Consider the following 24,983-nt stretch of genomic DNA (forward strand, 5'->3'; position numbering starts at 1 on the left):
CTATTTGCCATTGTTGACTTCGTTAAGGGATGTAGGTTGAAACACCTAGTTCATCAGCTGGCCTTGTACCGGTAGTTACTTCACCTGCTTGATGATGGCTATTGGCAAGAATATCAGCAGGAGAGTGCGCAATACGCAAGCCCATTTCGCTTTCCTGACGAACCAGCTCTCCACGTAGTGAGTTTGAGTAAACATCGGTAATTTTTACGTCAACAAACTGTCCTATAACTGAATGTGGGGCTACAAAGTTAACGATGCGGTTGTTTTCAGTGCGTCCACGAAGCTCCATCGGGTTTTTCTTTGACGGACCTTCAACTAATATACGTTGTTCAGTATTTAACATTTGACGAGCAATATGAAGTGCTTGTTGACTGATTCTGTCTTGCAATATTTGTAAGCGCTGTTTCTTTACATCATCACTAATATCGTCAACCATATCAGCGGCAGGCGTACCAGGACGAGCACTGTAGATAAAACTGAAACTTAAGTCAAAATCTACTGCTTTGATTAAATTCATGGTTGCTTCAAAGTCGGCATCTGTCTCACCAGGGAAACCGACAATAAAGTCCGAAGACATGCAAATATCTGGACGGGCTTTTTTAAGTTTACGGATTTGTGACTTATATTCAATTGCCGTATGGCCACGCTTCATTTGCGTTAATATTCGGTCTGAACCACTTTGTACTGGTAAGTGCAAATGGCTAACTAATTCCGGTACGTCTTTGTAGACATCAATAATGTCATCAGTAAACTCTATTGGGTGTGAAGTGGTGTAACGAATTCGGTCAATACCATCAATGGTCGCAATTAAACGCAGTAATTCAGAGAAACGACAAATGCTACCATCGTGAGTATCGCCACGATAACCATTAACATTTTGGCCCAAAAGATTTACTTCCCGAACACCTTGTTCGGCTAGCTGTGCAATTTCATATAGTACATCATCAAGCGGACGACTGACTTCTTCACCACGAGTGTACGGTACTACGCAGAAGGTACAATACTTACTACAACCTTCCATAATCGATACAAAGGCTGTTGCACCTTCAGCCTTTGGCTCTGGCAGACGATCAAATTTTTCTATTTCAGGGAAACTAACGTCAACAACGGGACTTTTTTCACCAGTAACTTGCTGAATCATTTCTGGTAAGCGGTGTAAGGTTTGTGGGCCAAATACCATGTCAACATAAGGCGCGCGTTGACGAATAGCATCACCTTCTTGAGAGGCAACACAACCACCAACACCGATAACAAGCTCTGGGTTGTCGGCTTTTAAATTTTTCCATCGTCCGAGTTGATGAAATACTTTTTCTTGAGCTTTTTCACGAATCGAGCAGGTGTTTAGCAAAATTACATCAGCATCTTCTGCTTCTTCGGCTAACTCAAACCCGTGGGTTGAGTCTAAAAGTTCTGCCATTTTTTGCGAGTCATACTCGTTCATTTGACAGCCCCAAGTTTTGATGTATAGCTTTTTACTCATTTATTCACGCCTAATCTTTACTATGAAATTGATTCTAGTTTTTGCTAGAGAATTTAAGGGGGCGTATTTTACTCTTTCTTTGCCTTTGATGCTAGCTTAGAAATGGTTGACTATAAAATACGCGTGAAGGTGTTAAGATATTTTCATTAACGGAATAGATATTATTATTTCACTGCCATGCTCTTGGTTGTCGTAGGTATGAAATGTTGCACTAAATTTATTGGCAATTTGACGAATGTAATACATTGCCATATCAAAATTAATCTTACTATTAAACTGCGCAAAGCTTTGTTCATTGTCAGTAATTTTTAACCAAATTTTTTCATTTGATTCGTTCACATGGACTGAAAAAATCCCCCCATTGCCATTGTTGATAGCCGCTAAAATTGCCTCATAAATAATACGGTAAATAGCGGTTTGAATATCGTAATTTATTTTTTCGCAATCAATATCTAACTGTACAGACACTAAGACATGGTATTGTTGATGAAAGTAGTCAGCCAGATAAGGTAAGGCCACCGTTAGCGAACTGCCAGATAAATTGCTTGGTTGTGCTTGATTATGTTTAGTTTGTAGTTCAATTAGGCATTGGCTAATGAGCTTTTTTATTTGTTCTTTATGTTCAGTGTTGCTCTGCTTATTATTTTCGATAGCGGTATTTATTGGTGTGTCAGTTGAACTTTGTTCGTTTTCTAACGTTATTAGACTTTGTACTTTTTTTAATTTTCGGCGAATAATAGCGGCAGCTTTGCCATGAGTTTTAATTTCTTCATTTAATAATTGATGAATATGGCTAATGGAACGGCTGCGCAGATAGAGAAGCCAAAATGTTAAAATGATTATGAGTGTAATGACAACCCCATAGATTATTCTAATATTTGGGTGCCAATACCAAGGATAGGCAACCTTAATATCTGCATAAGCTTTAAAATCACTCCACTGTCCCAAACTGTTTGTACCCATTATTTCAATGTGATACGTGCCTGAAGATAGGCCTGTTAATGTTAATTGGTTGCCATTGATTGCATGCCAGTTCCCATTATTAATTTGATATTTGAATTGTTTTTCTTGTCCAGGCCTAAAATCTAAACTGGCAAGTTCTAAAGTCACAACATCGTTTGCTGAATCAATTTCTATTGAGCGACTTAATAGCTGAGCTTTACCTGAAGCTATGGTTTTACTGATATAAACTTTAGGATCTAATTTTTTAAAAGGCGTAAGTGATACTTTTAATATACCGCCATAATGGCCAACATGAACTATATCATTGTGTAACTTTGGTTTTTTAGTGAAGGTAAGTTTTTCTGTATTGGGAACCATTTTAATTTGATAGTTCTCAGGATTAACGATATATAAGCCAGGATGACCTGAGACCCATATTTCACCCTTAATTAAAGACATGTAGCTAAAATTAAGCTCTTTTGCAAAATGTGCTAATTGCTCTCCAAGGCGATTATAAACAAAAAAGCCGTCGCCTTTTGTTGCTACAAAAATTTTATTTTTATACTCAAGAAGGGAAATGACTTTATTTTCGCCTAAGCCTGATAGTACTGTACTGCGGTTTTCCTTGACGTTAAAAATATCAACACCGGCAGATGTTGCTATCCATATTTCATCATCACTTAATGGTAGTACATTGATGGCTTCATTCGATGTTAACTCTGTACCTTGGATATGCTGAGATATCGCATTATCTTTAATGTCAAAAACATACACACCGTTGGCATTAGATGCTAAATAAAGCATGCCGTTTCTATAACTTATATCTAGTAAAAGTTTATTATTTTCTGGGAATGGCACTCTAACTAACTCCAGTGTCGTAGAATTATACCGCCATAAACCATCAAAAGTTGCAATGTAGATTTTTTCCTCTATGGAAAAAAGATCGGTTATTATTTTTGCTCTTTTGCTAAAGCTCTCATTAATGCTATTAGGTAAAACGTTATTGCTTAATGGTAGTTCACTCAACCCTTGGCCATAGCTGCCAATAATGAGCTTGTTTTGATGTGCCGTTAGGACAATATGGTTAATAAAGACATCGAAGATTATTGGTGTGTTTTGTGTAATAGATGGAATAAGTTGCTCTATGCCATGGTTGGTCAGTACCCATAAAACGCCCGAATCGTCGTGAAAGATTTTCTTTACGTAACTAGCTTCAATATTAGGGTATGTGTGTGGAACTTTTGTTAACTCAGCCAGTGTATACTTATCTATTTTTCCACTTTTATTAACGCTATAAAAGCTATCTAGTGTATTTGATGAGGTTAGAGCAGATATTTCTGTATCAATATTAATGCTATGTTTTTCGCCGCTATCACTTAACAATGTGATTTTTTTTGTTTCTGCGTTGGCAAAAATGACTTTACTATTAATGGCTGTAATAGCTGATATCTTTCCTGATTCAACTAATTCAATATTTGCACCCTTAACTCTATATAAGCCTTTACTTGATGATATATAGACATACTTATTAGTATTTTTTAGGGTATTAATATCGAAATTGTCAGCTAGTAATTTTGTCGATAAATTGGAGGCGTCAACTTGGTAAAGTTTATCAGGCACATCTAAATAATAGTGGCCCTTGTGTGCAATCACCTGATAAATGCTGTTTCTATGAATATCTATATTAAGTTTTGTAGCTTGGCCATGAGCAGTGTTAAATAACCAAAGTTGATGAGTTTCAGTTGCTAGCAATAAATTATTATCGTCAATAAAGTGTATATCATTGACCCAATCAAATGGTAATGGCCAACTATTATTGCTGGCATTAAATATTATATTGTCGTTGCTATCATGTCTTATTAAGCCCACAGGGGATGCTAACCAAATAAAGCCTTTTTTGTCTTGGGCTATCGCACTACTACTAGGGAAATGGCTGTCCAGTTGTTGTGCAAAGACTATATTTGATGAGCATAATATACTGAAAATAAATGGCGACAATGCTCGCCATTTATTAAGCTTTAATTTTAAAGTATTATGTGATGCTTTCTGGTGCTTCTTTAGGGGGATGTTGCGTGTCACCGCAAGCAGCGTAAACATTAGGTACTTGATCGGCAAATTCAGGTTTTTGAACCAACATGTAAGTTGGTTTTCGTGGGGAACTTTCGTGTTGTTTGTTTGCCCATGCTTGACGCACTTTGTCGGCATGCTCTTTTCCATATTTCGCTTCAAATGCTGTGGCGACCATTTCGACACCAAAATCATCCATCACCATGATGGCGTTATCATGGTAGCCACTTGTGCTGTCAAAATCTATATCAACGGTTAAAATCTTATTACTGGGTAGCACTAAGTCGGCTCTTAATTTAGCGACAACTGCTCGGTCTTCGTGTGCCTTCAGGTTACTCAAATTTGGTTTTTCTGACATATCAAAAACTAAGTTAATATCTTTAGCAATTTTTTTTTCTTTTCTTAATGCTGACATAATCCATTCCTTTAGTTAATTAGATTTGTGCTGTTAAATAGCTTTTTGATTATAGCGAACAAAAATGTTAATGGTAGTAGCAATATAATAATATTTTGTGGTAACTCATAAATGCAATGGACTGAAAAGCTAGATAAAAATGGTTTTGTACAAATAGATGATTTTTTAAGTGAAGAGGAAGCTAGTGCTTTACGACGTAAAGTTATTAGTAATAAACATTTCAAAGCTTGGAATTTACTAACAACGCCTTATCAACCGTTGTCTAACATAAAAGATCGGATCTCGAGCAATATCATAAATAAAACCAGACATAAACAAGCAACTTTGGCCTATAGTCGACGACAATTTTCGTTTTCTTTTTATCGTTCAAGTAATAAACATGCCAAGCAGCACGGTACAGCAAGACTGCATAAAGCGGTTGCTAAGAAAGTACTTAGGCTCCTAAAAGAAGAGGAACTTATTACGGGACAAATACAAGATTCATTTTTCGCATCTTTTACTAAAGGTCAGTTTATTAGTTATCATACCGATGGCAGCGCTGGAAAATACGCTTTTATTTACCAACTTTCAAAAGGATGGAAAAAAAAGTTTGGTGGGCAATTAGAACTTTATCCGAAGAAAATTAAATTTTTTAAAAAGCAACTTGAACCCAAGTTCAATAGTTTGGCTATTTTAAAGTTATCTCACCCTATGCCACATAGTGTAAAGATTTTATCTAACCCTGCACATAAACATCGAATTACCATTTCAGGTTGGGTAGAATAGAGCAATATTCGTTAAGATATTGATGTTGCTATGAAACAGTTTGATTGTGTTGTTGTTGGTGGTGGAATGGTCGGTGCGGCAAGTGCATTATCTCTTGCCGCACTAGGTTTAAAAGTCGCTATCATTGAGCGATCTGAGCCAGAAACCTACTCACCAGAACAAGTATATGATTTAAGAGTTTCTGCAATTTCGTTAGCATCAGAACAATTACTTAAACAACTCGGTGCTTGGCAACAAATTGAGCAATGGCGATTATGCCCTTATAAACGTTTAGCTGTATGGGAAAGTGTGCAAGCTTATACTGAGTTTAATGCCAATGATATTGAGCAAAGTCATTTAGGCCACATTATTGAAAACCGCTTAATTCAATTGTCACTTTGGCAAAGAATTCACAGCCATCAAAATATTAAGTTATTCTGTCCTGAGTCGTTAATAAGCATTGAACAATCCACACATAGTGCTCGACTTACCTTGTCTTCTCAAATAATAGAAAGTAAATTGGTGATTGCAGCTGACGGTGCTAATTCACAAGTTCGTAAGCTAGTTAATATTGGCACAACTGGCTGGGATTATGCACAATCGGCAATGCTTATTAATGTAAAAACGGCATTGCCTCAACAAGACATTACTTGGCAACAGTATTTTCCTACAGGGCCTGTTGCTATGTTGCCTATGCCAGGAAACAATGCATCATTGGTCTGGTATCACCAAAAAGATGAAATTAGCCGTTTGTCTTCTTTAGCGAATGTAAATCTACAACAAGAAATACAGCAAAATTTTCCTGAAAGGCTTGGAAATGTTGAAGTGATAGCAAAAGCGGCATTTCCACTGACACGTCGACACGCAAACCAATACTGCAAAGGGCGAGTGGTTTTACTTGGTGATGCAGCTCACACAATTAACCCAATGGCAGGCCAAGGCGTGAATTTAGGCTTTAAAGACGTAAAAGCGTTACAAACGGTATTGGCGGAAGCAATTGGAAATGGGGAGTTTTGGTATGCTTCTTCCGTATTAATGCGTTATGAGAAAAAGCGTAGAAACGATAATTTACTGATGATGTCTACTATGGACGCGTTGTATCTTTCTTTTAGTCATCAATCAACTGCGGCTAAGCTTGCGCGAAATATTGCCTTGTCTATGGTAAATAAAGCACCATTTTTAAAAAATAAGGCACTTGCTTATGCATGCGGAATTTAATTTTTCCCTATATTTATAATATCTTTACTTTTTAAGTGGGGGTTAAAGCAATAATCAAGGAAAAATTATAATAATGTACTGATGAAATAGATATTTGAAAAAATATTTACTAGAGGATATTTTTGAATGGTGCGGAAGGAGAGACTTGAACTCTCACATCTTGCGATACTGGAACCTAAATCCAGCGCGTCTACCAATTCCGCCACTTCCGCATTTCAGGTAGTATCTTAATTGAAAATCAAAATATGTCTATCAAAAGAAAGTGGCTGGGGTATGAGGATTTGAACCTCAGAATGACGGGATCAAAACCCGCTGCCTTACCGCTTGGCTATACCCCAACTGGATATTTCTATGATAAATAAATACATTAATAACTTTCGAATAATACTGAGAATAAAAGAAAGTGGCTGGGGTATGAGGATTTGAACCTCAGAATGACGGGATCAAAACCCGCTGCCTTACCGCTTGGCTATACCCCAGCAATGTACTTACTTTCGCAACTAGCTCTAAGAGTAGTTACATTGAAATGGTACGGGAAGAGAGACTTGAACTCTCACATCTTGCGATACTGGAACCTAAATCCAGCGCGTCTACCAATTCCGCCATTCCCGCATTTCAATATTTGCTTAGAAAAAGAGTGGTGGCTACACCGGGATTTGAACCTGGGACCCCATCATTATGAGTGATGTGCTCTAACCAGCTGAGCTATGTAGCCTTTCCAACTCGCCTCTCAGCAAGTGGCGCGTATTATGCAAATCTCATTGGGCTACGTCAACCGTTTTTTATCAAAAAAATAAGACTTTTTGATTGTTTGGCTAATCGCTGTGCAATTTGCCGGATATCTACACAAAAAATGAAGATATCCGTAAAATTGACGTGCAAAATAGCAGCTTTTTAAAAGGGCCGTTATTATTTGATGCGCTTATTTGCAACTTTTGCTAAATGAGCGGAATTCTCTGTTACTGCTGCTATATTTTCGCTTACCGTTTTAACTGGCAGTTTTCCGATAATGTATTCACCAACATCAAGAGCATTAGAAGCCGATGCAAACACTAGAAGGTTTTGTCCGTTACATTGAACACTTTCAAAAATAGAGCGAATTTTTACTTTGCTGGATTTAAGGAATTTGCGTAAACGCTTTTTGTCATTGATTGAAACATATTCACAGATACGTAAAGACATACTGTCATTAAAGGCTAAGCTTTGTGGGCTATAAGATAGTGCAGTGGCAAGAACAAGAGAGGTAATAAGTGTTGCTTTCATAGTATTCCTAGAATATTGATATTGTTGTAATAGAAAGTTTAATCGGAAAAATAGACTTTGCCAGTTTTGTTGATGAACATTATTGGCTATCGATTAAATCACTTAGGCATTTTAATCTAGTAGCTTAATTCTCGATAGTACTATTTATAGTTTGGGTCTCTGGTTTGACCTTAAATTGTTATATATTTCTATATCAGCATATACGAGTTCCCAGAAAGCAAAAAAGAGAGCCGAAGCTCTCTTTATTATCGTTTAGTGTAAAGTGTAAAGTGCTAAACGTTAAACCTGAAGTGAACCACATCGCCATCGTTAACAAGGTAATCTTTACCTTCTAAGCGCCATTTACCTGCTTCTTTAGCGCCAGACTCACCATTAAATTCGATAAAGTCATCGTAGGCAACCACTTCAGCTCGAATAAAGCCTTTTTCAAAGTCAGTATGGATAACACCTGCCGCTTGTGGCGCTGTTGCATTTTGCTTAACAGTCCATGCACGTACCTCTTTTACACCAGCGGTAAAATAAGTTTGCAAGTGTAATAAACCGTAACCCGAGTTGATGACACGATTTAAACCTGGTTCTTCTAAGCCCATTTCCGCCATAAACTCTTCACGGTCTTCATCATCCATTTCAGATAATTCGCCTTCAATTTCGGCACAAACAGCGACAACAACCGCGTTTTCTTTTTCTGCAATAGCGCGTACTACATCTAAATAAGGGTTGTTTTCAAAGCCGTCGTCGTTGACATTGGCAATGTACATGGTTGGCTTAATCGTTAAAAAGTTAAGGTAAGCAACGGCTGCTTTTTCTTCTTTAGTTAATTCTAAAGAGCGAATCATTTCACCGTCTTCAACGTGTTTTAATATTTTTTCTAATACCGGGATTTCAAACTTAGCATCTTTGTCACCGCCTTTTGCTCTTTTCGCTTGGCGTTGAATAGCGCGCTCTGCTGTGTCCATGTCAGCTAAAGCTAATTCAGTATTGATAACATCGATATCTTCAGCAGGGTCAATTTTATTGGCAACATGAATAATATTGTCATTCTCAAAACAGCGTACCACATGGCCAATGGCGTCGGTTTCACGAATGTTTGCTAAAAATTTATTACCTAAGCCTTCACCTTTTGACGCACCCGCTACCAGGCCTGCAATATCAACAAACTCCATAGTTGTTGGTAGTACACGTTCAGGGTTAACAATTTTTGCTAGCTTATCTAAGCGAGGATCTGGTACTGGCACTACGCCGGTATTAGGTTCAATTGTACAAAATGGAAAGTTAGCAGCTTCAATACCTGCTTTAGTTAATGCATTGAAAAGAGTTGATTTCCCGACGTTGGGCAAGCCAACAATACCACATTTAAATCCCATGATGATTACCTATAATGTTGTCGCAATATACGTTATTGCGCTTTAAAAGAATGTAGACGATTTTGAGCTTTTTTAATATCGTCTTTTTGCCAAATTTCAAAACAGCGCACAGCTTCGTCTATTGCTTGGTCAATTAAGTTTTGTTCGTTGGCAGGTGCTTTACCAAGCACATGCCCAGTGACGCGATCGCGATGACCTGGATGATCAATACCTATGCGTAACCGATAAAATTCTTTATTATTTGCCATACGTGAAATAATATCACGTAAGCCATTGTGTCCACCGTGACCACCACCTTGCTTGATTTTACAAACGCCAGGCAACATATCAAGTTCATCGTGTGCAACAAGCATATTCTCAACAGGAATACGGAAAAAGTTAGCTAAAGGTGCTACTGCTTGTCCACTTCGGTTCATAAAAGTTGTCGGTATTAATAGGTGGACAACTTGCCCCGCAATTAACCCTTTACCGTAGAGGCCGGAATATTTTTTTTCTGGCTTTAATGAAATGTTGTAACGTGATGCAAGCTCTTGAACGAACCAATCACCGGCATTGTGGCGGGTTTTACTATATTCTTGACCTGGATTACCTAAGCCGACTACTAATTGAATTGTCATCTAATAGTTTACTCTGTTATTGAAACTTAAGGTCGATAAATTCACGTATTATAAAAACTAAAAAGCTTAAAGGGTATGTCTGCACATTTCCCTTTAAGCTTTAATATCAGAAGTATGTTAAAGATTACTCAGCTGGAGCTTCTTCAGTTGCTTCTGCGCTATCGTCGCTTGAACCTTTAGGAGCGTTCAATGAAGCAACAGCTTGGTCATGGCTTTCGCCTTTCGCTAATTCATCAGATGTAACGCCTTTAGGTAAAGCGATGTCTGATAAATGCAGAGTTTGACCAACTTCTAAGTTAGCAACATCAACTTCGATGAACTCAGGAATGTCAGCAGGTAAACAAGTTACTGCAATTTCATTCACGTGGTGAGCCATGCTACCACCTTTCTTCTCAGCTACATCTTCGTTGATGAAGTGAACAGGAACGTTTAGGTGAACAGCATGAGTTGCATCAACACGTAAGAAATCTAAGTGCATTACAATTTGCTTATAAGGATGACGTTGCATGTCTTTTAATAAACATTCAACTGGCTTGCCGTCAACGTTTAACGTTAAAACGTGAGAGTAGAACGCTTCTTCTTGTTGTGCACGGTAAACCGTTTTGTGCTCAAGTGTTAAAGAAACTGGCTCTTGGCCTTCACCGTATAGGATAGCTGGAACTTTGTTCGCGTGACGTAGGCGGCGGCTCGCACCTTTCCCTAAGTCTGTACGTACTTCTGCATCCAACGTAAATAAATCAGTCATGGTTATATCCATTAAATAAATAATTAAAAGTTGTTGTTTTTTGCGACCAAAAACAACCTGTTTCCTTGATTAATAAATGTTAAAACTAATAAATAGATTTATATTTAGTTAAAAAAGGCGCGGCATGATACCACTCCGATAGGACGAGATCCAATCATTATCGATAAATTTACTGCAAAATTTAGCTTTTACCTATTTGCTCAACCTAGGTATTTAGACTTTGCGTAATGTTTGCTAGCTTGGTACTGCACTTCAAATGTGCAACGAGCACTATTAAGGTGACATAATTGTTATTTCATCTTTACGATTTAGCTTTGTTGTTTTCTTTAAGTTTATGATTTTTAATGTATAAGGTTTTATTTTCTGATGCTGGTATTAAGTTTGCTGAGTGATGTACTGATTTATTAAATTTTTTAAGGATAAACTGCATGGTAGAGCAAGCTGGGATTAAAATCTTTTCATTTGTCGGTAAAATGAAAGTGTTGCATTTAAGTTGGATGGCGTTCTTTATTACTTTCGCAGTATGGTTTAACCATGCGCCATTACTTTCTGTTATTGCCGATAGCCTGAACTTATCAGCGTCGGAAATTAAAACCTTGTTGTTATTAAATGTTGCGCTAACCATTCCGGCACGCGTCATAATTGGCATGTTAACCGACAAATATGGTCCTCGGCTTGTTTATGCCTTATTACTTGCACTTTGTAGTATTCCTTGTTTTATGTTTGCCATTGCATCTGACTTTGAGCAAGCCGCTTTATCACGGTTCTTACTGGGTTTTATTGGTGCTGGTTTTGTCATCGGTATACGTATGGTTAGCGAGTGGTTTCCGGCCAATGAACTTGGCACTGCTGAGGGGATTTATGGTGGTTGGGGAAACTTTGGTTCAGCAGCTGCTGCAATGTTACTCCCTAGTTTAGCGCTACTTTTCGGTGGTGAAGATGGCTGGCGTTATGCGGTGGCACTGACCGGGCTAATGAGTTTAATCTTTAGTGCTATATGGTATTTCAATGTTAAAGATACTCCGCAAGGCTCAACCTACTTCAAACCACGAAATAGTGGCGCTATGTTGGTAACCAGTCGAAATGATTTTTTTCTGCTGATCCTAATGAAAATACCTATGTATGGCGCTTTAGCATTACTGACTTGGAAATTATCACCTACCGGTGTGAGTTTACTTTCAGAGCAAAGTGCAATTTTGGTTTATTTAGCGTTATTTGCGCTTTTTGTTGTTGAGTTAATACAAACTTATAAAGTTAATGCTAAGGTTTTTCAATCGACAATACCGACAGCACAACAATATAAATTTAAGCAAGTTGCGGTGTTAAACGTTTTATATTTTGCCACATTTGGCTCTGAGCTCGCGGTTGTTTCTATGTTACCGTTATTTTTCGCCGAAACCTTTGCGTTAGACATGGTATTGGCCGCTATGTTGGCTTCAACATATGCCTTTATGAACTTAATGTCACGTCCTGGAGGAGGTTGGTTAAGTGATAAATATGGTCGTAAGAAAACTTTACTGATTTTAACGGCGGGCTTGGCACTAGGTTACTTTGCAATGTCGATGATTTCTGCATCTTGGCCATTAGCTTTAGCGGTGACGGCGGCAATGTTATGTTCATTCTTTGTTCAGGCCGGAGAAGGGGCGGTGTTTGCTGCGGTTCCTTTAATTAAACGCAGTTTAACCGGCCAAATTGCCGGCATGACCGGTGCTTACGGTAATGTAGGAGCGGTAGTTTACTTAACCGTATTAACGATAGTTCCTTACAGCCAATTCTTTTTGGTTATTGCGGCAACGGCGGTACTTGGTTTTGTTGCGCTGCTTTTTATGGAAGAGCCTAAAGGCAGTATTGCTGAAGTGCGTGAAGATGGCACGGTTGAACTCATTAATGTTGGCTAAAGCCATGATTAAAAGCAAAGTAGAAAAGTCACAAAAAAATACAGCTAGCGGAGAAAGTATAGCGCAAGGCGATGAGGCCGCTGTGTTGGAGGCTGTTATTGGTGGCACATCTAAAAGTGGTTATAAATCTGAAAACCAAGATGCCTTTGCTGCATTGCAACCGGATCCGATCGAGCGAGAAGCAAAAGGCATTGCTATCGCCATTGCCGATGGCGTTTCAAGTGCCAGTCATGCGGCGCAAGCCGCACAACTTTCTGTGACACAATTTATCCAGGAGTACTATGCAACTGCTGCATCTTGGTCGACTGAAAAGTCTGCTGCTAAGGTCTTAAAAAGTTTAAACCAGTGGTTATTCACTCAGGGCAGCAAAACTAATGAGAATAACGTTGAAGATGAAAAAAATACTCAGCAATGGTTAAGCACATTTACTGCCTTAATTATTAAGTCATGTCGAGCCTATATTTTTCATGTTGGCGACACCCGTGTCGTAAAATATAGTCGGCAAACATTTAGCGCGAGTGAAGGTGATGAATACACTATTGTTACTCGCGATCACAGCCAAAAGCATGGACTAGGCGGCAGTATATTGACCAGAGCTTTAGGTGCCGATAGTCATTTAAAAGTTGACCATTATCAGTTGGCCATTAATGCTGGCGATATTTTTATTTTGACCAGTGATGGTGTGCATCAGCATTTATCGAAAGCACAGCTGATAAAAGTCTTAGCGTCACTTCCTGTTAAACCCAATAAAGCTATGCTTGAACAAGCGAGCTCGCAAATTACCGAACAAGCTATTGCGGCGGGAAGCCAAGACAATGTCAGCTGCGTACTAGTCTACATTCGTAGTGTGCCTAAGCGGAATTTGGCAGAAATTCAGCAAGAGCTGCTATCTCAGGTTATTCCGCCTGCATTGCAGGTAGGCCAAAAGCTTGATGGCTATCTCGTAAAAAAAATATTACATGCCAGTGTGCGTTCACATTTATATTTAGTTGAACACGTCGAACACGAGCAGCCGTTAGTATTAAAAGTGCCATCGGTGAACTTTATTGATGATGCTATTTATATTCAGGGCTTTCTAAGAGAGGGGTGGGTAGGTGAGCGCATTAAGCATGGCAATGTTATGCGTGTTATTGCTGGCCAAAGTAATCGAAAATCTTTATATCATGTTTGCCAGTTTATAGATGGCCAGCCATTAACTGAATGGATGCATGACAACCCAAGTCCAAGTATTGCACAAGTACGTGATATTGTTAGCCAAATCATCAGTGCGCTGCGTGCCTTTCAACGCTTAGATTTAGTGCATAGAGATTTAAAACCTGACAACATCATGATTAACTCGTCAGGAAAAATTACCCTTATTGATTACGGTACTGTGCTGATAGCCGCGCAAGATGAAAGTATACATTCACTGCCCGAAACGGTACCGCAGGGGACATTAAATTACATTGCTCCTGAAACATTGTTGACTATGCATGCTGATCACCAAAGTGATTTATTTTCACTCGGCGTTATCTGTTATGAGTTACTATCCGGGGCACTACCATATAAGCCTATGGCATCTAGTCATAGCAAGGTAAAAGACTATCCATTATGGCAATATCGTAGCATTAGAGAATATCGCCGTGATTTACCGTTATGGTTAGACTTAGCTTTGAAAAAGTCATTGCAAGCGGATCCTAGAGATCGCTATCAAGCCTATTCTGAATTTTTCGCAGATTTAAACAAGCCCAATATTGATGTTTTACAAGCATATCAAAACTTGCCGCTGGTAAAGCGTTATCCGGTACAATTTTGGCAAGCTATAGCGTTTATATTATTTTTCGCGCTACTTATGGCGCTTGCTTTTTAAAATCTCGACTTACTAATAATAAACATGCTGCACAGCACTGGTGCGATTGCATCATCAAGCTAGTGCACTAGTTCGCGTTTTGTCTTGATGGAAAGTTTTAATTGTTGATTTTTAAGATAAAGATTAACTGGCACTTGCTTTGCAAACTCTCTGTTTAAGTTGAGTGAGCGAAGATGAGAGCATGAATAGAGATAATCAGGAAGTTGAAAAAACAAAAGTTGTTGTTATTGGCAATGGCATGGTTGGTCATCACTTTGTTGAACAACTGGTTGAGTTAGGCGCAAAAGAGAAAAATATAGAGATAACCGTACTCTCTGCGGAATCGAGATTGGCATACGACCGGGTTCACCTCTCGGAGTATTTTTCAGGTAAGTCTGCAGAAGACTTAGCCATGACCAATGATAAAATTTATCAAGCATGGCAAGTTAACTTTGCTGTTAATGCTAAAGTTACCAATATCAACAAAGCTAAGCGTATTGTTGAAACCGAGCAAGGACTGCAATACCACTATGACAAGTTAGTGTTAGCTACTGGCTCTTATCCCTTTGTGCCACCTATCCCCGGTAAAGATCAGGCGCATTGTTTAGTTTATCGAACCATTGATGATTTAGAAGCAATAAAAGCCAGTGCTGAAGTCAGTAACGTTGGTGTAGTTATTGGTGGCGGTTTATTGGGCTTAGAAGCGGTAAATGCTTTAAAACAGTTAGGTTTGAAAACCCATGTGGTTGAATTTGCGCCACAGCTAATGGCGGTGCAAATTGATGCTGGTGCGGGACGGTTGCTAAAAGCTAAAATTAATGAGCTTGGCGTTGAAGTGCATACCTCAAAAGCAACCAATGAAATTATCGCTGGTGACAACTGCCGCTATAAATTGTGTTTTAGTGATGGTAGTGAATTAGAAACTGATGTCATTTTGTTTTCAGCAGGTATTCGTCCTTATGATCAATTAGCGCGTAACTTTGACATTGATGTAGGTGAACGTGGCGGCATTTTTATTGATAATCAATGTCAAACGTCGGTGGCAAATATCTATGCCATTGGTGAATGTGCGCTATGGAACAACTTTATCTTTGGCTTGGTCGCGCCAGGGTATGCCATGGCCAAAGTGGCGGCGCAGAATATTTTAGGGCAAAACACTGAATTTACTGGTGCAGATATGAGTACCAAGTTGAAATTAATGGGCGTTGATGTTGGCTCTATTGGCGATGCCCATGCAAAAACCTCTGGGGCACTTTGCTATACCTACGAAAATCAAGCAAGTGGTGTTTATAAGAAATTAGTGGTTAATGCCGAGAAAACCCAGCTACTTGGTGCGGTGTTAATTGGTGATACCGGTGAATATGACACGCTTTTACAATATATGCTTAATGGCATCGATTTGCCTGAGTCGCCAGAATCATTAATTTTACCTATGGCAGCTGAGCAACCGGCTTTAGGTGTTGATGCCCTACCTGACAGTGCGACAATTTGTTCTTGCCACAATGTTACTAAAGGCGACATTGTTAGCGCAATTGATAACGGCGCGTGTACGGTGGGAGAGATAAAAAGTTGTACCAAAGCTAGCTCAGGTTGTGGTGGTTGTGCGGCATTAGTGAAAAATGTTACCGACAGCTTGTTAGAGCAGCGCGGCGTTGAAGTGAAAAAGGATATCTGTGAGCATTTTGCATATTCACGCCGAGAGCTGTTTGATATTGTTAAAGTTGAAAAAATCAGAGAGTTTGAGCAGTTATTATCGTCTCATGGTCAAGGCTTGGGCTGTGAAGTTTGTAAGCCATTAGCAGCGTCTATTTTTGCCTCTGTTTGGAATGATTATATTTTAGAAAAGCCTCATGTCGGCCTACAAGACACCAATGACACCTACCTCGCCAATATGCAAAAAGATGGCAGCTATTCCGTCGTGCCTCGTATTGCTGGCGGAGAAATTACCCCAGATAAATTGATTGTACTAGGTGAAGTGGCAAAAAAATATAACTTGTACACCAAAATAACCGGTGGTCAACGTGTCGATTTATTTGGTGCCCGCGTTGAACAGTTACCGACTATTTGGCAAGAGTTAATTGCTGCAGGCTTTGAAACCGGTCACGCCTACGGAAAGTCACTTAGAACGGTAAAATCTTGTGTCGGCTCTAGCTGGTGTCGATACGGAGTTCAAGACAGTGTGAGCATGGCAATACGCTTAGAGAATCGTTACAAAGGCTTGCGTGCTCCTCATAAAGTTAAGCTTGCCGTTTCTGGCTGTACCCGAGAGTGTGCTGAAGCTCAAAGTAAAGATATTGGTGTTATTGCGACAGATAAAGGTTGGAACCTTTATGTATGTGGTAATGGTGGCATGAAGCCACGTCACGGTGATTTATTCGCCACTGATTTAGATGATGAAACTCTGATCAAGTATATTGATAGAGTGTTGATGTTTTATGTTAATACTGGCGATAGATTACAGCGCACTTCCGTTTGGATGGACAACTTAGAGGGAGGCCTCAGTTACCTACAACAAGTGGTTATTGATGATAGCTTGCAGCTTGCTAAGGAACTTGAAGCGCAAATGCTTAGTATTGTCGATAGTTATCAATGCGAGTGGAAAACCACACTTGCCGATCCTCAAGCATTAAAGCGTTTTAAACCTTTTGTTAATTCCGAGAAAGCCGATGGTCATATTCAGTTTGTTGAAGAACGTCAACAAATTCGACCCGCTTATCAACATGAGCGTATTGCGGTAAATACTAAGCAACCGGCACCGAAGACAGCTAGCTCAAATGAAATTGAATCCGCGAAAAGCTCAAGCATTGCTGAACCGGCTTAAGGAGATAAAGATGTCATTAAAAACAACAGTAAAACCAGCAAACGCAGTCGATGAGCAACAATGGCAAACTGTCTGCCAATTGGAAGACTTAGTTGCACATTCAGGTGTTTGTGCGCTGCTTGAGCAAAACCATAATGCGGCAGTTACCGATGAACAAGTGGCTATTTTTCACTTACCTAATACTGAGCAGCAAGTTTTTGCCATAGGTAATTATGATCCTATCGGGCAAGCGAATGTGCTCTATCGCGGTATTGTTGGCAGTGTAGGTGACGATCTTGTTGTTGCATCGCCGCTGTTCAAACAGCATTTTTCATTACAAACCGGTCAATGTTTACAGGAAGACGTACAGGTAAAAAAATATCCAGTTCGTATTTTGGATAAACAAATTCAATTACTTGTTTAACCGTTTATAACAGCATTTTACCGATGTTATTAGTCATGTCAGCAATATGTCAATTATAACATTGTTTTGATATAGGAGGCGTTGCTTGAGGGCGATGCACCATAGGGGATAATTGTGCCACAGGATAAAATTATTGAAAGTACTTGTGCCTACTGTGGGGTAGGTTGTGGCGTCGATATTACCAAGCAAGGAAATAAGGCGACAAAACTGCAAGCTAGTGTTGATCATCCGGCAAACTTTGGTCGCCTTTGTGTAAAAGGTACTAACCTTCTTAATACACTCGATGTTAGCGGGCGTTTACTTGCGCCTGAAGTTAATGGAGAAACCGTGTCCTGGCCTGAGGCGATTAAAAAAGTTGCTCGTGGCTTTGCTGATACTATTAAGAAGTATGGTAAAAACTCAGTGGCTTTTTATGTTTCCGGGCAACTATTAACAGAAGATTATTACCTCGCCAATAAGCTCATGAAAGGCTATATCGGCTCGGGTAATATCGATACTAATTCACGGCTTTGCATGTCATCAGCAGTTGCGGCTTATAAACGTAGTTTTGGTGAAGATGTGGTGCCATGTAATTATCGCGATTTGGAAAGTACTGAGTTGTTGTTGATCACTGGTTCAAATGCGGCATGGACACACCCCGTCTTGTTTCAACGTATCGAAAGAGCACGGAAAATTAATCCGAAGATGAAGTTAGTGGTTATTGACCCAAGGGCGACAGCAACTACTGAATCTTCAGATTATCACCTTGCGATAAAGCCGGGTACCGATGCGGCATTTTTTAATGGCTTGCTAAGCTATCTTTCGTTATACGGCGGATTAGATGAGCGCTATATAAAAGAGCACACTGAAGGTATTGATGAGGCATTAGCTGTTGCTGCGCTATGGCCAATTGAACGTGTGGCGGCATACTGTGATCTTAAGCTCAGCCAATTAGTGCAAGTGTATCGATTGTTTTCTCAAAGCAGTTCAGCCATTACACTGTATTCAATGGGCATTAACCAATCAAGCAGCGGTGTTGAGAAATGCCAGAGTATTATTAATTGTCATTTAGCTAGCGGTAAAATAGCCCAGCAGGGCAGCGGCCCATTTTCAATTACAGGGCAACCTAATGCCATGGGAGGAAGAGAGGTTGGTGGTTTAGCGAATCAACTAACCGCTCATCTTGATATTGAAAATGCAGAACACCGCGATTACGTGCAAAGCTATTGGCAATCTCCCACCATGGTGGAAACTGCCGGTAAAAGTGCGATAGCTATGTTTGACGCCATTGAACGTGGCGAAATTAAAGCGGTGTGGATCATGGCAACGAACCCGCTGGTGAGCTTACCTGAGCGCGATAAAGTTGAGCGCGCGCTAGCCAAATGCCCACTGGTTGTGGTGTCTGATTGTGTTAGTGAAAACGACACGCTTGCCTTTGCGAATGTTAAGTTACCGGCAACGCCTTGGCTGGAAAAAAATGGCACGGTAACTAATTCAGAACGTCGTATCTCTCGACAACGAGCTGTGCAACCAGCCTACGGCGAGGCTCGTCATGATTGGCAAATAATTGCTGATGTTGCTACTGCCATGGGCTTTAGCGGTTTTGATTATCAAGATGTCAGTGAAATATTTACCGAGTTTGCCGGCTTAACCGAAATAAATCAGCAATCAAAGCGATTGTTTGATATTTCTGGCTTAGCTCATTTAACCAAAAAAGCTTACGACGAGCTTAAACCTATACAGTGGCCAGTGAATAAAGAGTTTCCTGATGGTTGTTCACGGGTATTTGAAAATGGCGGTTTTGCGACAACAACTAAAAAAGCTCAATTGTTTGCCGTTGAACCTCAGTTACCAAAGTTAGTCACCACTAAACAGTTTCCATTTATTTTAAACAGTGGCCGTTTGCGGGATCATTGGCATAGCATGACACGGACCAGTTTGTCAGCTGCATTAACTCAACACAGCACTAAGCCTTATCTGTACATTAATCGTCATGATATGGCACTACTTAATGTAGCCGAGGGCGATGTTGTTGCAGTAACATCGGCCAGTTCTAGCTCTAAACCTATACTAGTGCCGGTTAAAGTTGATAATGGTTTACGAGCAAAAGAGTGTTTTATGCCGATCCATTGGAACAAGCAGTTTGCTTCTGATGCCAATATCAGTCGTTTATACCCAAGTATTGTCGATAAGCTGTCTGGCCAACCGGAAAGCAAGCAAGTGCCAATTGCGATTAGCAAAACACAGTTTACTCAGTTTGTTGATTGTCATATCAGTAAGTCATTACTATCCAAAATCAATTTTGAGTCGGCATTGAAAGGTATAAGTTTTTGGCTGAAAAATAATAATGACTATGGTGTACAGTTAAATGTTGCCAATGAAATGGCAATAGCTGATGTATTGCAGTGGTGTCAAAGGCTGGTTGAAATTCAGCTTAAGCTCAGTGACAAAAGCAATATTGAGTGGTTGAGCTTTGGTGATGATACTAGGAACCATGTTATTTTATTAGCCGATAAAAAGTTACTATTGGTGCTCAATGTCTCATCTCAATGGCTTGAAGTTGAAGATGCTTGGATTAAACATTTATTTGCCAAAACAGCATTAGCGTTTAGCGATATACAAGCATTGTTGTTGGGGCAGGCAAGTAGTGAGTTTAGTCTTGGTAAGCAAGTTTGCTCATGCTTTAATGTCGCTGAGAATAGTATTGTTGACGAAATAAAAGCTGGCGTTAATACGGTGGAAGCACTAGGGAATAAGTTAAAGTGTGGTACTAATTGTGGCTCGTGCAAGCCTGAGCTGGCGCAATTAATAAAACAGCATAGTGCTGATATGGCCGCCGAAATAACAGAAGTTTTATAAGGCGGATTATTTTCAATGGTTTTTTGATATTAAAAAAGCACCCTAAGGTGCTTTTTTTGCGCTGTTTACGCATGAACTAGGTTTGATTAAGCATCAAACATAGCTGAGATAGACTCTTCGTTACAAACACGGCGAATGGCTTCAGACAACATACCACTTAAGGTAAGTTGGCGAACATTGCCTAGCGCTTTAATTTCTTTTGACAGTGGAATTGAGTCAGTAACAACAACTTCATCAATAACTGAATTTTTTAGGTTTTCAGCAGCGTTGCCTGAAAGTACCGGGTGAGTTGCATAAGCGAATACACGTTTTGCACCGTGATCTTTTAATGCTTCAGCAGCTTTTGCCAAGGTACCGCCAGTATCAATCATGTCGTCAACGATGAAACAATCACGACCTTTAACATCACCAATAATATGCATAACTTGTGCAACGTTAGCTTTCGGGCGACGTTTGTCGATAATGGCTAAGTCAGCGTCATCTAATAATTTTGCGACTGCACGTGCACGTACAACACCGCCAATATCAGGTGAAACAACGACTGGATTTTCAATGTTTCTATCTAACATGTCTTCTAGCAAGATAGGCGTGCCGAACACGTTATCTACTGGAACATCAAAGAAACCTTGAATTTGCTCTGCGTGTAAATCAACCGTAAGAACACGGTCAACACCAACACTTGATAAGAAATCAGCAACAACTTTTGCTGTAATTGGTACACGAGCACTACGAACGCGACGATCTTGACGAGCGTAACCAAAGTAAGGCATAACAGCAGTAATACGTCCAGCAGATGCACGGCGTAGCGCATCGATCATGACGATTAGTTCCATTAAATTATCATTGGTAGGCGCACATGTTGATTGAATAATAAAAACATCCGCGCCGCGCACGTTTTCAGTAATTTCAACACTAATTTCACCATCACTAAAACTACCCACCTTGGCTTCGCCTAAGGTGATGTAAAGGCGATTAGCAATTTGTTTGGCCAGTTCAGGGGTGGCGTTACCCGCAAAAATTTTCATGTCAGGCACTGTCAGTTCCTCAGAAACTTGTGACATTTACATTACGATACTGAAATAAAACGATAGGTTAAATATCAGCAAATTATTTTATCTTTGCCAGTTTTAATGGCATTTAGATGAAAACTCATCTGAACTCAATTGCGCAGCGCGGCCATAATTTCAGCGTGCAAAGGCGATTGATTTAATCCTTGAGCAACGAAAGACTCTATGCCTTCTGGCAGTAAAGACTGTACGTGGCGAGCCTCATTTTCTGAACTAAAACGCGAGAAAATACACGCACCAGTGCCAGTCATTTGAGACGGCGCGTATTCTATCAACCAACTCAGTAGCTTGGCAACCTCAGGGTAGTGTTTTATTACCCAAGTTTGACAATCATTATGGTAATTTTCTATATCGGCATCTCTGTATCGTATAGCTGGTGTATCTCTGGTTAAATCTGCGGCGGTAAAAACACTTTGCGTAGAAATGCTACAATCGGGTTTTGAGACTAAATACCAATAAGTTTTAGGTGTTGCTGGGGTAAGCTGCTCGCCAATACCTTGTGCAAAGGCGGCGAAACCATGAACAAAAATAGGTACATCAGCACCAAGCTGTACACCTAAGTGCGCCAATTCATCAATCGACAATTGTGTATTCCATAGTGCATTTAATGCAAGTAGTACGGTTGCAGCGTTGGAAGAGCCACCTCCTAAGCCTCCGCCCATAGGTAGTATTTTTTCAAGTTTAATTTCTGCGCCTTGCTGACAACCAGTATGTTTTTGCAACATGATGGCGGCTTTAACAATAAGGTTGTCGTTATTTTCAACGCCAGGGATTGGTGTTAACAGTGTTATTTGCTGATCATGTGTTGGTTTTATAAAAACCGTATCACTGTGGTCTAAAAATTGAAATACGGTTTCTAGTTGATGATAGCCATTATCGAGTCGGCCAACTATGTGTAAAAAAAGATTTAATTTTGCGGGGGCAGAGAATGAATAAAATGCTTGAGTACTCACGATAACCTCGTTAAATTTGCCAAGAATGAATGACAATTTTTATGCGCAAATCATCTTGGCGTATGGTTAGCTGTTTAGCTAATTGAAATGGGCCAATATGATGATATTTGCTGTAATTAATCTGCCATGACCTATTGTTGTAATTGCTTGTTAACATCGTTGGCAATTGAGTAATGTCATGATATTGAATGTGATCTGATGGCAAATACGCTATGCCTTTTAACCAATGGCTCATTGCGCGAGTTGGCAAGTTTAACCCTGTTAACTGATAAATTAAATTGTCGAGATCTTGAGTTTGATAAGTCTCACCATCTACTTCTAAACTAAAGTTACTTTTCTCACGTTTCAGTTCTAAAACATTTATACCAAACACAGTTGATAGGTTTAATGATTCTGAGTGAGTGTTTTGATCTTTTTGCCAATGTAAGGTAGCACTTTGACGCTCTTTACTATTAATAAAAGCTATTTTTCCAGCAATTGTCCAAGTATTAAGCTTTAATAACTGTTCATTGCGATACTCGATACTTTGCGTTAGCTGATTGTTATCAATGGGCACGTCCTTGGTACTAGTACAAGCCGACAGTACAGTCAGTAAGAAGATAATGAATACAAAATTTTTGTGCATGCTATTCCTGTTTTGGTAAATTTAAAAAATTTGTTATTAGGCAAAACAGCCAAAGTAAAGCTTAAAGTTAAAAACGTAAATATCGTTTGGTCGCTGATTTACTACCATAACAAAGAACGAATTAGCATGAACAATAGCGCATGTAAGCTTTCAATTTAATGTGATCTTTCGTAAAATTATCGCGATTTTTTGTCGCAGATCATAGGTTTTTTTTATTATCTGGCTGATAATAGGGTCAATTAGTTCCTACTGGCTTATAATTAGCTTGTTTACAACTAATTGTTAGCAGCAAATTTTGCGTGCCATTGAAATTAAATTGGGTTCACTATATTCATATGTCGATAGTTGCAGTAGGTATAAATCATAAAACAGCACCAGTAGCGGTTAGGGAAAAAATTTCATTTAACCCTGATAACTTAAGTACTGCTTTGCAAGAACTGATTCACTCAGTCGAGTGCAAGGAAGCTGCGATTTTATCAACCTGTAACCGCACCGAGTTGTACTTAGTACAAGAAGGTGAAGTCGCTTTAACACAAGAGCGTTTAGTGCGCTGGTTAGAGCAACACCATAATGTGCCAGCTTCAACTATTACGCCGAGTTTGTATTGGCATCAAGATCAACATGCCGTTAATCATATGATGCGCGTCGCTTGTGGTTTAGATTCATTAGTCCTTGGTGAACCGCAAATTTTAGGGCAAATGAAACAAGCCTATAACCAAGCTAAAGCAGCAGGCTCTATGGCTTTAGTGATGGACAGACTGTTTCAACGTACATTTGGTGTTGCAAAGCAAGTTCGCACCGACACTGAAATTGGCGCGAGTGCCGTTTCTGTTGCTTTTGCCGCGGTAAATTTAGCAAAACATATATTTGCTAGTTTAGAAAAAGCGCGAGTATTGCTAGTTGGTGCAGGTGAAACTATTGAGTTAGTTGCAAAACACCTATATGAAAACAAAGTTGGCCATATTACGGTTGCTAACCGTACGTTAAGCCGTGCGGAAAATATGGCGGGGCAATTTGGCGCTGATGTTATCACGCTCGCACAAATACCAGAAATGATGGCGAATGCTGATATTGTGATAAGTTCAACCGGTAGTACTCTTCCTATCATAGGTAAAGGTATGGTTGAGCAAGCTTTAGCGAAAAGAAAGCACCGACCTATGTTTATGGTTGATTTAGCCGTACCGCGTGATATTGAAGAGCAAGTGTCTGATTTAGAAGATGTATTTCTTTACACTGTTGACGACTTGCAAAGTATTATTGCTAAAAATTTGGAAAATCGTCGCAAAGAAGCCGTGCTTGCCGAAGGTATAGTTAGCGACCAATCTACAAGTTTTATGTCTTGGCTGCGTGGTTTGAATACGCAAGATACGGTGATTTCTTATCGTAAACAATGTTTAGATAATCGTGACCAATTGCTGGAAAAAGCCATGCAGCAACTTGCCGCTAATAAAAATCCCGAAGCCGTTATCGCAGAGCTTGCGACGAAATTAACCAATAAGTTTATGCATGCGCCAACCAGTGCTATTCAGTCGGCGGCACAAGGTGGAGAGTTAGATCGCTTAGTTTACTTGCGTGATATATTTAACATTGATCATCAAGAGTAAGCGATAAAGCCTACGAGAAGTATGTACCTTTTATGGGGCATTACCTAACATCTAATGCTGCTCAACGTTGAAACTGCTTGCTAAGCTCTTT

At 39.6% G+C, this 24,983-nt stretch carries 18 protein-coding genes and 5 tRNA genes; 8 read left to right on the forward strand and 15 right to left on the reverse strand.

Features of this window, described 5'->3' with window-relative positions:
• Positions 1–22 precede the first annotated feature (22 nt).
• The 3 genes from miaB to AC27HL_RS05675 form a co-directional block, all read right to left on the reverse strand.
• Positions 23–1,480 carry a tRNA (N6-isopentenyl adenosine(37)-C2)-methylthiotransferase MiaB gene (gene miaB, locus AC27HL_RS05665; protein ID WP_487079645.1) on the reverse strand — a complete coding sequence of 486 codons (1,458 nt, stop codon included), beginning with the start codon at positions 1,478–1,480 and terminating at the stop codon, positions 23–25.
• Between the two features lie 132 nt (positions 1,481–1,612).
• Positions 1,613–4,420: a ligand-binding sensor domain-containing protein gene (locus AC27HL_RS05670; RefSeq protein ID WP_487079647.1), complete on the reverse strand. Its 2,808-nt coding sequence runs from the start codon at positions 4,418–4,420 to the stop codon at positions 1,613–1,615.
• Between the two features lie 34 nt (positions 4,421–4,454).
• Positions 4,455–4,904: a hypothetical protein gene (locus AC27HL_RS05675; protein ID WP_487079648.1), complete on the reverse strand. Its 450-nt coding sequence runs from the start codon at positions 4,902–4,904 to the stop codon at positions 4,455–4,457.
• Positions 4,905–5,015: 111 nt separating this feature from the next.
• Here AC27HL_RS05675 and AC27HL_RS05680 point away from each other — a divergent pair, with 111 nt between their 5' ends.
• Both AC27HL_RS05680 and AC27HL_RS05685 read left to right on the forward strand, forming a co-directional pair.
• Entirely contained in the window at positions 5,016–5,669 is a 654-nt protein-coding gene (locus tag AC27HL_RS05680) for a 2OG-Fe(II) oxygenase (RefSeq protein ID WP_487079650.1), read from the forward strand.
• A gap of 30 nt (positions 5,670–5,699) precedes the next feature.
• Positions 5,700–6,866 (forward strand): FAD-dependent oxidoreductase, encoded by a 1,167-nt coding sequence (locus tag AC27HL_RS05685; RefSeq protein ID WP_487079652.1) that lies wholly within the window; start codon positions 5,700–5,702, stop codon positions 6,864–6,866.
• 127 nt (positions 6,867–6,993) lie between these two features.
• On the opposite strand, the gene AC27HL_RS05690 is transcribed toward AC27HL_RS05685, so the two are convergent.
• From AC27HL_RS05690 to AC27HL_RS05730, 9 genes are all read right to left on the reverse strand, one after another.
• Positions 6,994–7,078, reverse strand: a tRNA-Leu gene (locus AC27HL_RS05690).
• Between the two features lie 51 nt (positions 7,079–7,129).
• Positions 7,130–7,204, reverse strand: a tRNA-Gln gene (locus AC27HL_RS05695).
• Positions 7,205–7,270: 66 nt separating this feature from the next.
• A tRNA-Gln gene (locus tag AC27HL_RS05700) sits at positions 7,271–7,345 on the reverse strand.
• 48 nt (positions 7,346–7,393) lie between these two features.
• Positions 7,394–7,478, reverse strand: a tRNA-Leu gene (locus AC27HL_RS05705).
• Positions 7,479–7,504: 26 nt separating this feature from the next.
• Positions 7,505–7,581 (reverse strand) — tRNA-Met (locus AC27HL_RS05710).
• Positions 7,582–7,775: 194 nt separating this feature from the next.
• Positions 7,776–8,129 carry a DUF3718 domain-containing protein gene (locus tag AC27HL_RS05715; RefSeq protein WP_487079653.1) on the reverse strand — a complete coding sequence of 118 codons (354 nt, stop codon included), beginning with the start codon at positions 8,127–8,129 and terminating at the stop codon, positions 7,776–7,778.
• 272 nt (positions 8,130–8,401) lie between these two features.
• Entirely contained in the window at positions 8,402–9,493 is a 1,092-nt protein-coding gene (gene ychF, locus AC27HL_RS05720) for a redox-regulated ATPase YchF (protein WP_487079655.1), read from the reverse strand.
• A 32-nt stretch (positions 9,494–9,525) separates the two neighbouring features.
• Positions 9,526–10,110, reverse strand: coding sequence for an aminoacyl-tRNA hydrolase (pth, locus tag AC27HL_RS05725; protein WP_487079656.1), 585 nt, complete (start codon positions 10,108–10,110; stop codon positions 9,526–9,528).
• Positions 10,111–10,234: 124 nt separating this feature from the next.
• Positions 10,235–10,855 carry a 50S ribosomal protein L25/general stress protein Ctc gene (locus AC27HL_RS05730; protein ID WP_487079658.1) on the reverse strand — a complete coding sequence of 207 codons (621 nt, stop codon included), beginning with the start codon at positions 10,853–10,855 and terminating at the stop codon, positions 10,235–10,237.
• Positions 10,856–11,283: 428 nt separating this feature from the next.
• Here AC27HL_RS05730 and AC27HL_RS05735 point away from each other — a divergent pair, with 428 nt between their 5' ends.
• From AC27HL_RS05735 to AC27HL_RS05755, 5 genes are all read left to right on the forward strand, one after another.
• The gene (locus AC27HL_RS05735) at positions 11,284–12,753 is read left to right on the forward strand and encodes a NarK family nitrate/nitrite MFS transporter (protein ID WP_487079660.1); all 1,470 of its coding nucleotides are present in this window, start codon (positions 11,284–11,286) and stop codon (positions 12,751–12,753) included.
• Complete coding sequence (locus tag AC27HL_RS05740; RefSeq protein WP_487079661.1) at positions 12,722–14,602, forward strand: bifunctional protein-serine/threonine kinase/phosphatase; 1,881 nt, start codon at positions 12,722–12,724, stop codon at positions 14,600–14,602. Before AC27HL_RS05735 ends, AC27HL_RS05740 begins: the two co-directional genes overlap by 32 nt.
• A 181-nt stretch (positions 14,603–14,783) precedes the next feature.
• Entirely contained in the window at positions 14,784–17,402 is a 2,619-nt protein-coding gene (gene nirB, locus AC27HL_RS05745) for a nitrite reductase large subunit NirB (protein WP_487079663.1), read from the forward strand.
• A gap of 10 nt (positions 17,403–17,412) precedes the next feature.
• Complete coding sequence (gene nirD, locus AC27HL_RS05750) at positions 17,413–17,805, forward strand: nitrite reductase small subunit NirD (protein ID WP_487079665.1); 393 nt, start codon at positions 17,413–17,415, stop codon at positions 17,803–17,805.
• A gap of 114 nt (positions 17,806–17,919) precedes the next feature.
• On the forward strand, positions 17,920–20,643 hold the full coding sequence (locus AC27HL_RS05755; RefSeq protein WP_487079666.1) for a nitrate reductase: 2,724 nt from the start codon (positions 17,920–17,922) through the stop codon (positions 20,641–20,643).
• A gap of 86 nt (positions 20,644–20,729) precedes the next feature.
• Here the strand turns inward: AC27HL_RS05755 and AC27HL_RS05760 are convergent, their stop codons facing one another.
• From AC27HL_RS05760 to lolB, 3 genes are all read right to left on the reverse strand, one after another.
• Positions 20,730–21,677, reverse strand: a complete 948-nt coding sequence (locus AC27HL_RS05760; RefSeq protein WP_487079910.1) for a ribose-phosphate pyrophosphokinase — start codon at positions 21,675–21,677, stop codon at positions 20,730–20,732.
• Positions 21,678–21,802: 125 nt separating this feature from the next.
• A complete protein-coding gene (gene ispE / locus AC27HL_RS05765) occupies positions 21,803–22,663 on the reverse strand; it encodes a 4-(cytidine 5'-diphospho)-2-C-methyl-D-erythritol kinase (RefSeq protein WP_487079668.1) in 861 nt (286 codons plus the stop codon).
• A 10-nt stretch (positions 22,664–22,673) separates the two neighbouring features.
• Complete coding sequence (gene lolB / locus AC27HL_RS05770) at positions 22,674–23,288, reverse strand: lipoprotein insertase outer membrane protein LolB (RefSeq protein WP_487079670.1); 615 nt, start codon at positions 23,286–23,288, stop codon at positions 22,674–22,676.
• A 335-nt stretch (positions 23,289–23,623) separates the two neighbouring features.
• Between lolB and hemA the strand changes: the two genes are divergently transcribed.
• Complete coding sequence (gene hemA / locus AC27HL_RS05775) at positions 23,624–24,892, forward strand: glutamyl-tRNA reductase (RefSeq protein WP_487079912.1); 1,269 nt, start codon at positions 23,624–23,626, stop codon at positions 24,890–24,892.
• Positions 24,893–24,983: the final 91 nt, after the last annotated feature.

It is taken from the genome of Colwellia aquaemaris (assembly GCF_057548755.1).

Coding starts and splice junctions, on each gene's coding strand:
- miaB (WP_487079645.1), bottom strand. CDS start 1,480: ATGAGTAAAAAGCTATACATCAAAACTTGGGGCTGTCAAATGAACGAG.
- AC27HL_RS05675 (WP_487079648.1), bottom strand. CDS start 4,904: ATGTCAGCATTAAGAAAAGAAAAAAAAATTGCTAAAGATATTAACTTA.
- AC27HL_RS05680 (WP_487079650.1), top strand. CDS start 5,016: ATGCAATGGACTGAAAAGCTAGATAAAAATGGTTTTGTACAAATAGAT.
- AC27HL_RS05685 (WP_487079652.1), top strand. CDS start 5,700: ATGAAACAGTTTGATTGTGTTGTTGTTGGTGGTGGAATGGTCGGTGCG.
- AC27HL_RS05715 (WP_487079653.1), bottom strand. CDS start 8,129: ATGAAAGCAACACTTATTACCTCTCTTGTTCTTGCCACTGCACTATCT.
- ychF (WP_487079655.1), bottom strand. CDS start 9,493: ATGGGATTTAAATGTGGTATTGTTGGCTTGCCCAACGTCGGGAAATCA.
- pth (WP_487079656.1), bottom strand. CDS start 10,110: ATGACAATTCAATTAGTAGTCGGCTTAGGTAATCCAGGTCAAGAATAT.
- AC27HL_RS05730 (WP_487079658.1), bottom strand. CDS start 10,855: ATGACTGATTTATTTACGTTGGATGCAGAAGTACGTACAGACTTAGGG.
- AC27HL_RS05735 (WP_487079660.1), top strand. CDS start 11,284: ATGGTAGAGCAAGCTGGGATTAAAATCTTTTCATTTGTCGGTAAAATG.
- AC27HL_RS05740 (WP_487079661.1), top strand. CDS start 12,722: ATGGCACGGTTGAACTCATTAATGTTGGCTAAAGCCATGATTAAAAGC.
- nirB (WP_487079663.1), top strand. CDS start 14,784: ATGAATAGAGATAATCAGGAAGTTGAAAAAACAAAAGTTGTTGTTATT.
- nirD (WP_487079665.1), top strand. CDS start 17,413: ATGTCATTAAAAACAACAGTAAAACCAGCAAACGCAGTCGATGAGCAA.
- lolB (WP_487079670.1), bottom strand. CDS start 23,288: ATGCACAAAAATTTTGTATTCATTATCTTCTTACTGACTGTACTGTCG.
- hemA (WP_487079912.1), top strand. CDS start 23,624: ATGTCGATAGTTGCAGTAGGTATAAATCATAAAACAGCACCAGTAGCG.